Below are 13,462 nucleotides of genomic sequence, written 5' to 3' on the forward strand. Positions count from 1 at the left end.
TACGCGAACACATGATCGAGTGGCCGAGTCTCGCCGCTGACATCCGTGGAGAAGCAGCAGAAGCGGCAGAAGCGGTGCAATTCCCGTACATAAGCCAAGTATTCCGGCGCCCCGATCACCCTTGGTGACACCGGCCGACTGCCCCGCATGGCCTTGCCGCGCTCAAAAGCCTTCTCGCCGCCACCCCGGCTGACTTAGGTTCTTAGTTGTCGCGAAGGGCCCGGGGAGGGGCGCTCGCGGGGTGGGCAATTGCTGGACTCCAGGGGGGATTTCACTTATGCAGGCCATCAGTGGCAAGCAATTCGTTCACGTGGGTGATACCACTGTGCCAGGCGCGGCCTCGGGTCTCTCACCCCTCTCGCGGATGCCCTAAGACCGGCGCCCTATTCGACCGGCGCGCCGGAGAGTGCCCCCGGAGCGCCAATTCCACCACCCGGGATGTTCGCCCGGCCTGAGCTTGCCTGAATCCGCGTCGCGGCCGCCTCGGCCGCGGTCTTCGCGGGCCGGGCGCCCGGTGCCCCGTACTCCTCGTCTCTCACGCCGTTCGACCGGCCACTCCCCGCCGGATTCCCGACAGGGCCGTACCGATCCGCAGACCACCCGGGCCGACGCATGTCCGGACCGCGCTCTCGGCCGCGCTCCGATGCTCAGATCACCCTAATTTTCCGGGCACTTGTGCCCCGTCCCGATCTCGTGCCCGCACGAAAGGAAGCTCGATGGCTGACGAAATGGTGCGTCGCGCCCAACGATTCATCAACACCACGTACGGGAATGGTGCCACCCTCGGCATATCCAAGCTGGACGAGAACGGCCAGACCAGCTGGACCGTCATGTACGCGCTCACTCGCGCCTTACAGTACGAGATGGGCATCACCGCGCTGTCCGACAGCTTCGGTCCGGGCACCCTTTCAGCGCTCCAGGAGAAGTACGGCAAGCTCGACGAGACCACGATCCCGTCGGCGAACTTCTGCCGGATCATCCAGTCCGCCCTGTACTGCAAGGGCTACGACGGCGGTGACATCGACGGCAAGTACAACTCCCGCGTCAAGGCCGCGGTGCTGAAGCTGAACCAGAACATGGGCGTGGACGGCACCTACCCGGGCAGCTCCCTGTGGCCGAAGGTCGTCAAGGGCCTGCTCAACATGGACGCCTACGTCACCGTCAACAGCGGCTCGGAGACCATCCGCTCCATCCAGCAGTGGCTGAACGGCCGGTACGTACTCCGCAAGGACTACTACGTCATCCCCTGCGACGGTCACCACTCCCGTGACGTCGCCAAGTCGATGCTCCTGGCCGTCCAGTACGAACTGGGCATGGCCGATGGTGTCGCGAACGGAGCGTTCGGCCCCGGCACGCAGGCCGGCCTGAAGAGTCACACGCTGTCCACCGGCTCCTCCGGGGTGTGGGTGCAGCTCTTCACCGCCGCCATGGTGCTCAACAAGCGCCCCGTGTCCTTCTCGACCTCGTTCACCTCCTCACTGGCCGACAGCGTCAGCGTGTTCCAGGCGTTCATGAAGCTCGCCGTCAACGGACAGGGCGACTTCGGGACATGGTCCTCCCTGCTGGTCTCCTACGGCGACCAGACCCGTCAGGGCGAGGCGTGTGACGGCATCACGAAGATCACCCCCGCCCGCGCGCAAGCCCTGAAGAGCGCTGGCTACAAGTACATCGGCCGCTACCTGTACAACCCCTCCACCACCAGCCTGCCGGAGAAGGAGATCCAGCCGGGCGAGCTTGCGACCATCAAGCAGTACGGGCTGCGCTGCTTCCCGATCTACCAGACATGGGCGCGCTCGGTCGACTATTACAGCGTCTCGCAGGGCGTCGCGGACTGTATGAACGCCGCGTTCAAGGCGGAGGAGCACGGATTCAAGCCGGGGTCACGCATCTACTTCGCGGTCGACTACGACGCGGTGAACGACGAGGTCACCTCGCACATCCTGCCGTACTTCCGGAGCGTCAAGGAGCAGATGGACCGGCTGGGCAGCCCCTACAAGATCGGGGTCTACGGCCCGCGCAACGCGTGCTCCCGGATCTCCGCGGAAGGCTACGCGGACACCAGTTTCGTGTCCGACATGTCGTCCGGCTTCTCCGGAAACCTCGGCTACGCGATGCCGGAGAACTGGGCCTTCGACCAGATCGTCACCAAGGTGGTCAGCTCCGGTGACGGCCGGATCGAGATCGACAACAACATCGCCTCCGGACGCGACACCGGCCAGGGCGACTTCCACCCCGCTGCACCCCAGAAGCTCGACATCGGTTTCAGCCTCTCCTACTGGGAGGCATTGCTGAAGGAAGCCGAAGGCTATATGGAATCCATAGGCAGACCGACGAGCGGCGGCGAAACGGGCAATGGTTATGTTTACACCAGGAAACAGTGTCTAGAAACAATCATGACCCTCGACGCAGCCATCACGTCGGCGGCCCGCCGGTACCGCATGCGCAAGGCCCTCATCCAAACGTCGGCCTTCTGGGAGTTCTGCCACTACAGCTACAAGGACGTGACGGAGGACGCGGGCGTGGTCCTCTACCACACCGGCGTCATTCCGGACTGGGGCAAGGATCTGCCGGGCGTCAGCAGGCTGGTCGACTCCAGCACCGGCGTCGCCAAGGTCTCGGGACGTACGTGCATTCTGTCGCGGAACAGCTCGATCCGTGCGGGGCTCCTGGAGGGTGAGATCCTCGACTCGACCGCCGACGGCGACAGGTGGGCGATGTGGCAGAAGGTGAACCAGGACAACGTGTTCAATGTGAGTACCGTCCCGCACCTGCACATCTGGGCGGCCGACGGAAAGGCGGGTGACCATGCCGAGACCCCGATCCGCCGTCCCGCACTCGACTACACCGACACGGAGACGTTCGAGATCCTCCGTCGGTACCAGGGATCAGGCCCCGTGGCCGAAAAGGACGCTAAGTTGCGCATGCCGCTTTATGCGATATTCGAGAAGTACAACAACATCATCCGCGGGTCCTGACGCATCGTGATCACGGCGTCCGGACCCTATACAGGCCACAATGGACTGGTACTGGTCTCCCTCATATTCGGGGGAATCGTTGCCGTGGCCGCTCTTGCCGTCTATCTGGGCTCAGCGGTCACTCAACGTCGCCGTCGCGCGTACACCCCGGCGACTCGATGGCGCGACATTTCCATCCTGTTCACCACTGTGTCACTCGCCCTCTACGTCTGGGGATGTCTCCACATCTTCTTTCTCTACGGGAAGGAGGGAGGAGAAGATTGCTTCACATTGAGCGACTTGGAAAATGGCGTCAAATTGAACGAAGCTGCGGGTGACTTCATCCCGCTTCGACTCATCTGTCACATGTCAGACGGACGCAGCCACTCCATCGTCATCCCCGATTACATCAACCCGTCCATCGCCGCCCTTCTGTTAACTGCTGTGGCGGCCGGAATCGCCTCGGTCGTCCTCCACCGCAAACAGTGCAACTCGCTATCTCAGAGAAAGGAACGCCCCAGTTGAGCCGCACCGGCATAACCCGCAGACACGTCCTCACCACAACGGCTGGCATCACAGCCGCCGCAAGCCTTGCCACCACAGGTCTTCTTGCCACCCCGGCCACCGCAGCGCCCCAACCTCTCAAGAACGACAAGCTGAAGGAGGCACTGCGCCGCCTCGAAGCCCGACGCCGTCGCCTCCATACGGGACGCCCCTCCGCCAACCGGTGGGAGATGCAGAAGGCTGTCGACCCGGAAGGGGACATCGTGACGCGTCCTGTGTCCGGCACTGGCCTGAGCATCGCAGTGCGAAAAGGCGATGTGGACACGGTTCTGGTGTATGTGATCCGCCGCTTCCACTACGAGGTCGACGCCCTCGGCCTGCACGGCGAACCGAACCCGGTCGAGGGCTGGGTGACACCGTCGGCGGTCCGCGACAGCCGGCTCCCGGAGTCGAACCAGGCGTCCGGCACCGCCGTCGTGATCCGGCCGGACTCCTATCCGCCCGGCGTGCGGGGCGGCTTCACCACGGGACAGCAGCTGATCATCCGCGACATCATCGCCGACACCGAAGGCGTCGCCCGCTGGGGCGGCGACGACCGCCGCCCCTACGAGGGCCTGTTCTACCTCACCGTGCGTCCGGGGGACGCACGTCTGCAGCGGGTCGCGGCCAAGATCCGGGCCTGGGACGAAACTCCGGGCGCGGGTGCCGGGGTGGTACCCGACGTGACGGAGCCCTCACGGCGCCGCCAAGCCGCCCGCTACCGCTGAGCGATCCGACGCCTGACGCGCCCGTCCCCGGCAGGGTTCCACCCTGCCGGGGACGGCGTCCTCGGATGAAAGCGCGGCGAGATCCAGGCACCTGACGGTCGAAGCCCGCTCAGGCACCAGCTCACGTACCGCACAGCAGCGGCCGGGCCGCCGCCCCCGGGACTGGCTGTGGCGTCGAACCGGTCCATGAACCGGCTCACCGAGCGCCAAACCCTGGACGCAGCTCTGCACATCACCCTGTACGCCACCACTTGCACGCGCAACAAGCCTCCCTTGTCTGGCGGGTGCGCCGGGCGGTGGAGCACACGACGAGGTCGGGAACGCAGTCGGCCTCGCGCAGCCAGCGGCCGGCGCCGGGGCGTCGCGGCAGCCGCGCGGGGCGAGAGGCCGCTCGTGGTCGGCCACGTCGTCGGGCCAGGCGGATTTGACGTGCCGCAGCACGACCAGGCGCCGGGAGTCGCCTGCGCTCACGGCGTCTCCTGGTGCTGGTGGCCGACCTCGCGCGCGAGGTCCAGCCCGAGGACGCGGTCGAGATGGGCGAACGTCTCGAACTTGGCACCGGCCGGCACTTCCGCGTCCCTCTCCACGCTGCGCAGCATGTCCAGGACGGCGGGGACGCCGAGATCGTCTGCGAGCGCGGCATGAGCCTGTCGCATCAGGTCGGCAGGGATCGGCCTGGATGGCTCCTGCGCCCAGTCGGCCACCAGTTGCCGCCAGTGCCGCAGTGTCCGCCGGGCCTCGACGAGCGCGGCACCGGTGACCATGACGGGCGTGCGGTAGGCATGGCCGAGCAACAGCATCCTGACAGCCAGCGGATCGGTTCCCTCTGCGGCGGCTGCGTCCGGGGAGCCTGGGCCACCCTCGCCCGGGGGTGCTGTGCCGACCTGGCCCACGTCGATCCGTACCCCGTCGACGCTGTCTTGCTGGTCGGTGCCGAGCGCGAACACGTGCACGTCGGCGAGAGCGCTCGGTGTCCGACTCGGATCGTGAGCACGCACCGTGGCGGGCGGGTGGATGCCGAGTACGGCCATGACCCGGTCGAGCGCCTGAACTTGCTCCTGCGGCAGGTCCGGTGCGGTGAGCACCGTCAGGGTCTGCAGGCCGTGCAGCTCAGCGGTGCGCGCGAGTACGTCGCCGAGCAGCAGCACGCGCAGGTGCACCGCGCCGATCCCGTTGTCGATGACTGGTAGGTGGACACAGATGCGCAGGAGGTGGCGGTGCGCGGAGGGAATCTCCACGAGGTGGCCGGTGCGGGCGTCGGCGATACGCAGCATGCTGCGGAGGCTAGTCGTGGAAACCTCCGGTACGGAGGAAGCTGGCAGATGAAGCCTCGGGCCATAGAAACCCGGGTTCGGTCGGTGCGGCCTCATCGCAGCCGCTCGCGGCCGGCCCTGCAGCCGAACCCGACGCACCCCACGTGCCACTACGTGCGATTCGTAGGGTAAGCAGGGGTCACTACGGGCACCGTCCGGCCGCTACCCAGCCGCACACCTGTGCAGCGTTTCCGCTGGTCAGGAACATGTCTGGCGATCAAGTGCTGGTTGATTCCCAAGCTCGGAGCGCGGGTTCGATTCCCGTCACCCACTCCATATGAAAGCCCCAGGCCGGCGGTTCCTCCGGCCGATGCGGGATGGAGGTTCTCCGGCTGCGCCAGGACCGTAGGAACGGAACGTTTCAGTGCGCCGTGGCGTAACAGTGGCTCACCGGTACCTCTGCCTCGTCTGTTGCTTACGCCTGCTGCTCAAGCCTCACGCCTGTGACTTGCGCCGACGCCTCGGCCGTCTTGGGGCCACCCGCTCCGCTGTCGGCGGTGGCCGAAGAGGAGGCGGGCCCCGGGTCCAGGGCGTCGCGGACGGCGGTCAGGATGTCCTCGGTGTCGGCGCCGAGTGCTCGGGCGGAAGAGGTGAAGTGCCGGGCCAGAGTGGTGAGTTGGTCGGCATCGTGCGCGTGCGGCTCGGACGGGAGCGCCGCGACCCGGGTGCCCGCGCCACGGCGGGTGCGGATCAGCTCGGCGGCCTCCAGCTCGCGGTAGGCGCGGGCCACGGTGCCCGGCGCCAGACCGAGGTCGGCGGCGAGCTGGCGCACAGTCGGCAGGCGCTCGCCCTCGGCCAGCCGACAGGTGCGGATCAGCGCGGCCAGCTGGGCGCGGATCTGCTCGTACGGCGGTACCTGGCTGGTGGTGTCGACGCGGACGGCGGGGTCACTCATCGTCGAAGGTCCCATCGTCGGCTGCCTCGTCGTCGACCGCCCGGGGGGCCACCACGGTGATCAGGGACCATCCGAAGGTGAACAGGCTCAGCAGGCCCAGGGGACAGATCACCACGATGGTGGCGGCGCCCAGCGGGCCGGCGCAGGCCTTCTCCGTGAGCGCGACGAAGATCATCAGAACGACGAGCAGCACCTGGCTCGACACCATCAGCCCCCAGGCTCCGGTAATCGCCCACGCGCGGTCGCGGCGCTGCTGGTCGTCGCCCGGGCCGTGGGCGATACGGCGCAGGGCCCAGACGCAGGCGGGGGTTCCGACCGCGAGGGCGGCGAACATCGGGCCGCTGTAGTACAGGCCCGGCCAGGGACCGAGGGAAGCGCGCATCCCTTCGCAGGTGACGGTCATGACACGCCCCGCTCTGCCTATCCGGTCGGGGTCGGAGGAGGCCGTGACCGCACCGATCACCAGCAGGGTGACGAGGGACGCCGCCTGCAGAAGAAGCAGGGGCGCCATACGGGGCGGCACGTGGGCTCGGAGCAGGCGCGGGGCGAGACTCGCGGTGCGTACCGTTTCCTGGGGACGCAGGGTCAGGGCGTCGCCGAGCAGGACACCGCCCACCGCGCACAGGCCGAAAGCGGTGATGGCGAACACGAGGGGCATCGTGATGTCGCCGCTCTCCATCGTGACCAACTGCTGTGCGGCCACGATGCCGATGGCCAGACCGGACCAGCGGGCGTAGTGGTCGGCGTGGTCGAGGAACCGGGACTGGAGCGGGACGGTGTCGAGCATATGGAGATCCCCCCAGATCATCTTGTATCAAGCGGTGGGTACAAGATGCCCTGGTCGGGATCTTGTGTCAAACGCTCGATACAAGGCGATGCAAAGGGAGACGGCTTCTGACACAAGGGAGTTCCCTCCGGCGCAAGGGGGTTCCCTCCGGCGCAAGGAGGTTCCCTCCGGCGCAAGGAGGGGACGCCCTCCGGCCCAGGGGTGCCCCTGGGCCGGCTCAGCCCACGGTGACGACGTGGGATTCCGCATCGCGCGTTCCCTCGCGTGCTGATCCACGTTGTGTGCATGACCGCTTCCCGCGCGTCGTACCAGATCACCTGAGACAAGAGGCGAATCGGACCAGACCACTTGAGACGCAGACCATATCGACGGAGAGGGGACATCACAGATCCGCGCGGTGAACGCGAAGACCTCGGCGGCCTCCTCGTCGACCAGGCTCTGCGGCCGGACATCGACGACCACGCCAGTCCCGTCGGCCAGCCGAGCGAAGTAGTCCGGGGTGTGCTCGCGATCCCGCTCGTCGTCAGGCCAGACCAGGCGGAACGGCTGGGAGGCCAGAGCCACGACGGCGGGATCGAAGTCCAGGGCCATCGCCGCATCGCGCTCCACCCACGACTCGTAGCCCACCAGAGAACGCGACGTCACCGCCCAATAGTCGCCCGTGAAGTTCTTCTGCCCCTTGAACGCGGCGAACTTCCGCGCCGGTGAGCCAAGTTCAAAGGGCTCACCCCAGTAACGGGCCAGTGGCCCGAGCCGCCGCGCACCATCGGCACCGACGAAGCCCACCTGGACGTCAGCCGCGAACTCCCAGGCGGGTGCCGTCTCCGCAGGCTCACCCACGAGCACCTCCCCGCCGCCCTCAGCCCTGCACTGCGAGCGTGGAACACCCCGCGGAGCCCCGTGCCCCGGACGCGGAAGGCGTCACCCCAACGAGCGACAGCCCGTTTCAAACACGTCAGCGAATCAGCGTCCCGTGCCATCGATAGTCGGCTCCGTGCCATCGATGGTTGAGTGAGATCATGGACAGCTTCGAGATCGATGAGAACTTGGTGCGCTCTCTGGTGCGTGAGCAGCATCCTGACCTTGCAGGACTGGACCTGCGTGAGGTGGTCGGCGGTTGGGACAACCAACTGTGGCGTCTCGGAGACGAGTTGGCCGTGCGCATGCCGCGCACGGAGCGTGCGCCGTCCCTCCTGCGCAAAGAGCACCGGTGGCTGCCCGCCCTGGCCCCGCGTCTACCACTTCCGGTCCCGACCCCCATGCGGATCGGTGAACCGTCCGCACGCTTCCCGCGGCCATGGACCATCGCGACATGGGTTCCCGGCGAACCAGCCGACCGCGCCCCCATCAGCCACGACAGCGCGGCCGACACTTTGGCGGGCTTCCTCAAGGCACTCCATGTGAAGGCGCCCGCAGATGCACCGGTCAGTCAGGATCGCGGCGTTTCCCTCAAAACGCTCTCGGACGGTTTCGAAAAGGGACTCGAGGAAGTCGCCTCCGGAGGCGATGCCGCTGACCTCCGGAATGTCCGGGACGTCTGGGACGAGGCCGTTGCGGCTCCCGATTGGGAGAGCCCGCCTGTATGGCTGCACGGCGACCTTCATCCGGCGAATGTCGTCGTCTCGGACAGGACACTCTCGGGCGTGATCGACTTCGGTGACATGTGCGCCGGCGATCCGGCGATCGATCTCGCGGCTGCCTGGGTGCTCCTTCCCGCGGGGGCGGCTGCACGGTTCTTCGACGCGTACGCACACGCGGACGAGGCGATGATCCGGCGCGCACGAGGGTTGGCTGCCGCGAAGAGCCTCTTCCTCATCCTCATGGGCCGGGCCGGGGAGCGGGGCCTGCCAGGCGGCAAGCCGACATGGGGACCCGCGGGCCGGGCGGCGCTTGACCGTGTTCTGGCATCAATCTAGGAGGCTGGCAGACTTTTCACGTTGCTCAGCTTGCGGAGGCCACGCTCGAGGTTCGTCGCCAAGGGACACCCAGGTCACCTGAGACCGTAAGCGAATCGGGCCAGATCACCTGAAACGGGGACAAGATCCTTGGAGACGGGACACTCGCTCCAGTCAACGCTCGCTGAGACGGGTGTCCTGTGCCATCGAATGTTGAGCGTGCGCCGTCGAAGCTTGAGTGAGGGGTAGCGGTTGAACTGTGCCGGCCAAGCCGACTCGCTGCTCCTCGGCCCCCGCGCGGACCAGAACAACGCCCCGGGTCCCGGCGAGGGGCGCCCGGGGCGTGTGATGCTGCAGCCGCGGGGGCGCCAGCAGTTCCGGCCAGGCATTCCTGGTTATGCGAACTGGCCGGGCTGGTAGTCGCCGGCGGGCTGCTGGATGATGACGTTCGCCCGGTTGAAGGCGTTGATGAGGGCGATCCCGCACACCAGGGCGGCCAACTGCTCCTCGTCGTAGTGCTTGGCGGCGTTCGCCCATGCCTCGTCCGTGACCCCACCGGCCGCATCCGCGATGCGGGTGCCCTGCTCCGCCAGCTCCAGCGCGGCCCGCTCGGCCTCGGTGAAGACCGTGGCCTCCCGCCACGCCGCGACCAGGTTGAGACGTACCGAGGTCTCACCGGCGGCGGCGGCGTCCTTGCTGTGCATGTCGGTGCAGAAACCGCACCCGTTGATCTGACTGGCGCGGAGCTTCACCAGCTCCTGCGTCGCGGCCGGCAGCGTCGAGTCCTCGAGCACCTTGCCTGCCGCAATGATGTGCTTGAAGACCTTGCCTACGGTCGGGCTGCTGAAGGCGTCCAAACGGGCACTCATGGCGATCTCCTCTGCCGTTGTCGGTGCTTACACACTTACGACGACACAGCTCGGCAGGATGTGACATGAGCGCCTGTGACCTGTGTCTCCCCTCCCGCACTGCAGCAGGGACCACCACGCCGACGTTCACGTCCACTGCCGAGAGCGGCGGCCGTCCTTCCCTCCTGCGGAGGTCGAAGCCGTACTGGTGGCGACGGATCTTCGTGAGGGGCGAACAGAGGAGGCGGGCAATCGGGGGAGGTTACGGGCGGCGTCCCCACGCGGAGATCATCGGGGCGGTGGCCAGGTCGAGGCGTCCGGTGGCGACGTTCGCCAGGTGGCGGTCGATCTCCTCGTCGGTGGCGAGTCCTTCCGCCACCAGACGGCGGCGGATCTGCCGTACGGTCGCGGCCTCAAGGACGGCACATGCCGGCGAAGTGATCGGGAAGTACGCGTCGGCCTGAACGTCGTCCAGACCGGCCTCACGCAGCAGCCTGGGCAGGGTTCGCCCGTACGCGAGGTCCGCGCCGCGTGCTGCCATCAAGGTGCGGAAGCCGGATCGCAACCGGTTGGCGAGTTGCTGTTCGGGACCCGACTCGTCCGGACACAACAGCGGCTGCAACCCCGGGTCGGCGTCCTCCAGGAGCAGCCAGCCGCCGGGCCGCAGCGCCTGGACCATCTGGCGCAGCGCCTCGGTGCGGTCGGTGACGTGTACCAGGACCAGTGGCGATTCTGGCAGAGGGGCAGTCGGGCCCCGTCGCCGGGCGCTGGGCGCTGGGCCGGTGCATCACGGATTGGATTCGCTGAGCACGGGGGAGGCCCCGTCCGTCCGGGAGATCGGTCAGTGTGTCGGCCTGTCGAGCACCTCGTCGGTGGCGTAGCAGCTCCGCCGGATGGAACAGGCCGGAGTGATCAGCCGGAGCGGGCGGCGCCGGCGCTTCTGCCGGATCGGCTGACGAGCCCGCTGATTCTGCTGCGCATGCTGTGGCTCATGTGGCGCTCTAGGCTGGTATCCCGGCGGCCGGAGGAGGCGCTCATGCCGAGGCCCGTATGGAGCGGCGCTATCTCGTTTGGCCTGGTCACGATCCCTATCAAGGTGCTGCCCGCCACCGAGAACCGCTCGATCAGCTTCCACCAGTTCCATGTGGAGGACGGCGGCCGGATCCGTACCCGCAAGGTGTGCGAGATCGATGGCGAGCAGCTGCGCGGCGACGAGATCGGCCGGGGTTACGAGGTCTCCAAGGACACCATCGTCGAGGTCACTGATGAGGACCTGGACAGCATGCCGCTGCCGACGGCGAAGGCGATCGAGATCGTCGCGTTCGTGCCGGCCGACAGCATCGACCCGGTGCGCATCGGTGACTCGTACTACCTGGCCGCCGACGGGGCCGTTGCCGCCAAGCCCTACGTGCTACTCCGCCAAGCTCTGGAGCGCAGCGCGAAGGTAGCCGTCGCCAAGTTCGCCTGGCACAACCGAGAGCGCCTCGGTCTCCTGCGGATCAAGGAGGACGCGATCGTCCTGCACGCGATGCGCTGGCCCGACGAGATCCGCGACCCGGCCGAGCTGACCCCGAAGCCGATCGAGCTGGACGACGAGGAAGTCGACGCCGCGATCCAGCTCATGGAAACCATGGCGGCCGACGACATCTCCGGCTACACCGACCACTACCGCGAAGCCCTCGAAGAAGTCATCGCCGCCAAGGCCGCAGGCAAGACTCCGCCCAAGGCGGAGGGCGAGCAGGAACCGGCCGGACAGGTCGTCGACCTGATGGCCGCGCTGAACGCCTCCGTCCAGGCGGCGAAAGAAGCGCGCGGCGAGAGCGGCGAGCACGCCACCGTGCACGAGATGCCGAAGAAACGCACCGCGAAGACGACCGCGGCCAAGAAGAGCACGGCGGCCGCCAAGAAGACCGCGGCCAAGAAGACACCTGCGAAGAAGACCGCCGGCCGAAAGCCGAAGAGCGCCTAGACCCAACCAAGCCCCGGACACTCTCTCCACGCATGTCCCAGCTGTCCGACTGTCCGGTTAAGCACACGACCTGCGGAAACGACCCGGACAGCTCAAGGCGCGCCTGTCCTGGCTGTCCGGTTACCGACGGCTGCAACACTCCCCGCGTGTTGCAGCCGTGGGCGGAGCCACCTCTTTGTTGTCCAGGTTTGCTGTCCAGGCCAACTCACCGCCCAGCGAATGGCCGTTCGCGCCCTCCGAGCCCTCGGACGGAGCACTGGGAGGGCACAACGTCGCCGCCCTGCCTGAGTACGGAGTTCAAGGCGATTCGAGCAGTCCGAGCCGGTCGGCAACGTATCGGTGGAACTGCCACAGCGGGCGTTCGAGGTGGGACAGCCGTCCGGGGGTGGCTTGCGCGGAGCGCAGACCCCGCATGACGCCCTTGTTGGCGTGGGCGTCCTCAGCCTGTACGACATTGAGTGTCCTGGTGACGAGCTCGACCCTGTCCCGGAAGTCGGCCAGTTCGAACGCCTCTGGCGGCACCAGAATGTGCACATCGAGTTCGTGGCTCTCCGGCCCGGTGGGGCGCCAGTCGAACCATGTGGCCATGTCGGGCGAGGCAGAGAAGAAGAACATCGGGAAGACGCCGGTGACAAGACTGGACGAGCGCTGCAGCCTGGTCGCCCCTTCGGGAACCGGGAAGAGGGTCGGCATGATGGGCTGCCCGTCGGGGCCGACCCCCGCCGCGGCTTCCTTGTTGATCACCATCGGGTAGCTGAAACAGTCGTCCTCGTGCGCCCCGTCAGGGACGATCGTCGACGTGGGCCACAGCGGCTGGAGGGTCTCCCGGTGCGTGCCCATGTGGTGGTACGCCTCCGAGCCGTTCTCCACGGCGATCTTCCAGTTCACGGGCTGCTGCCCCCAGGGGAGGGAAGCGGCCAGCCGCCAGGTGCCGAGGTCGAGCGGCGCGAGGGCGGCTTCCACCGCACCCATGCGCGGTGCCAGGGGCTCCGCCTGGGGGTCGAGGTTGACGAAGACGAAGCCGTGCCAGGTCTCGATCCGGAACCGCGGTAGTGACACGTCTTTCTTGTCGAAGCCCTCTGCCTCGTGCATCAGAGGTGCGCCCGCCAGTCCCCCGTCGAGCCGGTAAGTCCACAGGTGATAGGGGCACATGAGGCGTTTGGTGGTTCCGCACCGGGATTCGGCGTCGTTCAGGAGATCCATCGAGCGGTGCCGGCACACCCTGGAGAGGGCGTTCAGCCGTCCCTGCTCGTCACGGGTGACGACCAGGGCTTCACCGACGAGGTCGACGGCGAGCCAGTCACCGGCCTCGGGGATCTGCTCTTCGCGTGCGACGCACATCCAGTCCCTGCGGAAGATGCGTTCGACTTCCAGTTCGTAGAGCTCTGGTGACCAGTACGCCTCGGGCGGCAAGGCCGTCGCCCGGGCGAGCGGTAACCGCGCCACAGCGGCGATGGCGTCGAGCAAGGCTTGAGTTCCCATGCGGGCAGCGGCAGTCGGAGCGTGCGCGTGAGTGTCGGTCATGCCATA

The 13,462-nt window shown here is 67.3% G+C and carries 11 protein-coding genes and 2 pseudogenes; 5 read left to right on the forward strand and 8 right to left on the reverse strand.

The window, feature by feature from the left end; all coding sequences use genetic code 11:
* The first annotated feature begins 716 nt into the window (after positions 1-716).
* The 3 genes from ACFYXH_RS13670 (at position 717) to ACFYXH_RS13680 (ending at position 4,225) form a co-directional block, all read left to right on the forward strand.
* Positions 717-2,975, forward strand: coding sequence for a glycoside hydrolase domain-containing protein (locus tag ACFYXH_RS13670; RefSeq protein WP_389562291.1), 2,259 nt, complete (start codon positions 717-719; stop codon positions 2,973-2,975).
* Between the two features lie 84 nt (positions 2,976-3,059).
* Entirely contained in the window at positions 3,060-3,479 is a 420-nt protein-coding gene (locus tag ACFYXH_RS13675; protein WP_389562293.1) for a hypothetical protein, read from the forward strand.
* On the forward strand, positions 3,476-4,225 hold the full coding sequence (locus ACFYXH_RS13680) for a hypothetical protein (protein ID WP_389562295.1): 750 nt from the start codon (positions 3,476-3,478) through the stop codon (positions 4,223-4,225). The genes ACFYXH_RS13675 and ACFYXH_RS13680 overlap by 4 nt, the downstream gene beginning before the upstream one ends.
* A gap of 256 nt (positions 4,226-4,481) precedes the next feature.
* On the opposite strand, the pseudogene ACFYXH_RS13685 reads toward ACFYXH_RS13680, so the two are convergent.
* The 5 genes and pseudogenes from ACFYXH_RS13685 to ACFYXH_RS13705 all read right to left on the reverse strand — a co-directional run.
* A pseudogene (locus tag ACFYXH_RS13685) lies at positions 4,482-4,696 on the reverse strand (SixA phosphatase family protein); the annotation flags it as partial.
* Positions 4,693-5,499, reverse strand: coding sequence for a hypothetical protein (locus tag ACFYXH_RS13690; protein WP_389562297.1), 807 nt, complete (start codon positions 5,497-5,499; stop codon positions 4,693-4,695). The gene ACFYXH_RS13690 and the pseudogene ACFYXH_RS13685, both read right to left, overlap by 4 nt.
* A 454-nt stretch (positions 5,500-5,953) precedes the next feature.
* A complete protein-coding gene (locus ACFYXH_RS13695) occupies positions 5,954-6,433 on the reverse strand; it encodes a GntR family transcriptional regulator (protein WP_389562299.1) in 480 nt (159 codons plus the stop codon).
* The gene (locus ACFYXH_RS13700; protein WP_389562301.1) at positions 6,426-7,220 is read right to left on the reverse strand and encodes a hypothetical protein; all 795 of its coding nucleotides are present in this window, start codon (positions 7,218-7,220) and stop codon (positions 6,426-6,428) included. Before ACFYXH_RS13700 ends, ACFYXH_RS13695 begins: the two co-directional genes overlap by 8 nt.
* Positions 7,221-7,247: 27 nt before the next feature.
* Entirely contained in the window at positions 7,248-8,060 is an 813-nt protein-coding gene (locus tag ACFYXH_RS13705) for a TnsA-like heteromeric transposase endonuclease subunit (RefSeq protein ID WP_389562302.1), read from the reverse strand.
* Positions 8,061-8,239: 179 nt separating this feature from the next.
* Between ACFYXH_RS13705 and ACFYXH_RS13710 the strand changes: the two genes are divergently transcribed.
* Positions 8,240-9,136, forward strand: coding sequence for an aminoglycoside phosphotransferase family protein (locus ACFYXH_RS13710; RefSeq protein ID WP_389562304.1), 897 nt, complete (start codon positions 8,240-8,242; stop codon positions 9,134-9,136).
* 374 nt (positions 9,137-9,510) lie between these two features.
* On the opposite strand, the gene ACFYXH_RS13715 is transcribed toward ACFYXH_RS13710, so the two are convergent.
* The gene (locus ACFYXH_RS13715) at positions 9,511-9,984 is read right to left on the reverse strand and encodes a carboxymuconolactone decarboxylase family protein (RefSeq protein WP_389562305.1); all 474 of its coding nucleotides are present in this window, start codon (positions 9,982-9,984) and stop codon (positions 9,511-9,513) included.
* A 241-nt stretch (positions 9,985-10,225) separates the two neighbouring features.
* Positions 10,226-10,702: pseudogene (locus ACFYXH_RS13720) on the reverse strand (SAM-dependent methyltransferase); the annotation flags it as partial.
* A gap of 297 nt (positions 10,703-10,999) precedes the next feature.
* On the opposite strand from ACFYXH_RS13720, the gene ACFYXH_RS13725 reads away from it, so the two are divergent.
* Positions 11,000-11,932: a Ku protein gene (locus ACFYXH_RS13725; protein WP_389562307.1), complete on the forward strand. Its 933-nt coding sequence runs from the start codon at positions 11,000-11,002 to the stop codon at positions 11,930-11,932.
* Positions 11,933-12,229: 297 nt separating this feature from the next.
* Here the strand turns inward: ACFYXH_RS13725 and ACFYXH_RS13730 are convergent, their stop codons facing one another.
* Positions 12,230-13,456 (reverse strand): aromatic ring-hydroxylating dioxygenase subunit alpha, encoded by a 1,227-nt coding sequence (locus ACFYXH_RS13730; RefSeq protein WP_389562308.1) that lies wholly within the window; start codon positions 13,454-13,456, stop codon positions 12,230-12,232.
* Positions 13,457-13,462: the final 6 nt, after the last annotated feature.

Source organism: Streptomyces sp. NPDC002730 (assembly GCF_042888805.1).
Taxonomy (GTDB): Bacteria; Actinomycetota; Actinomycetes; order Streptomycetales; family Streptomycetaceae; genus Streptomyces.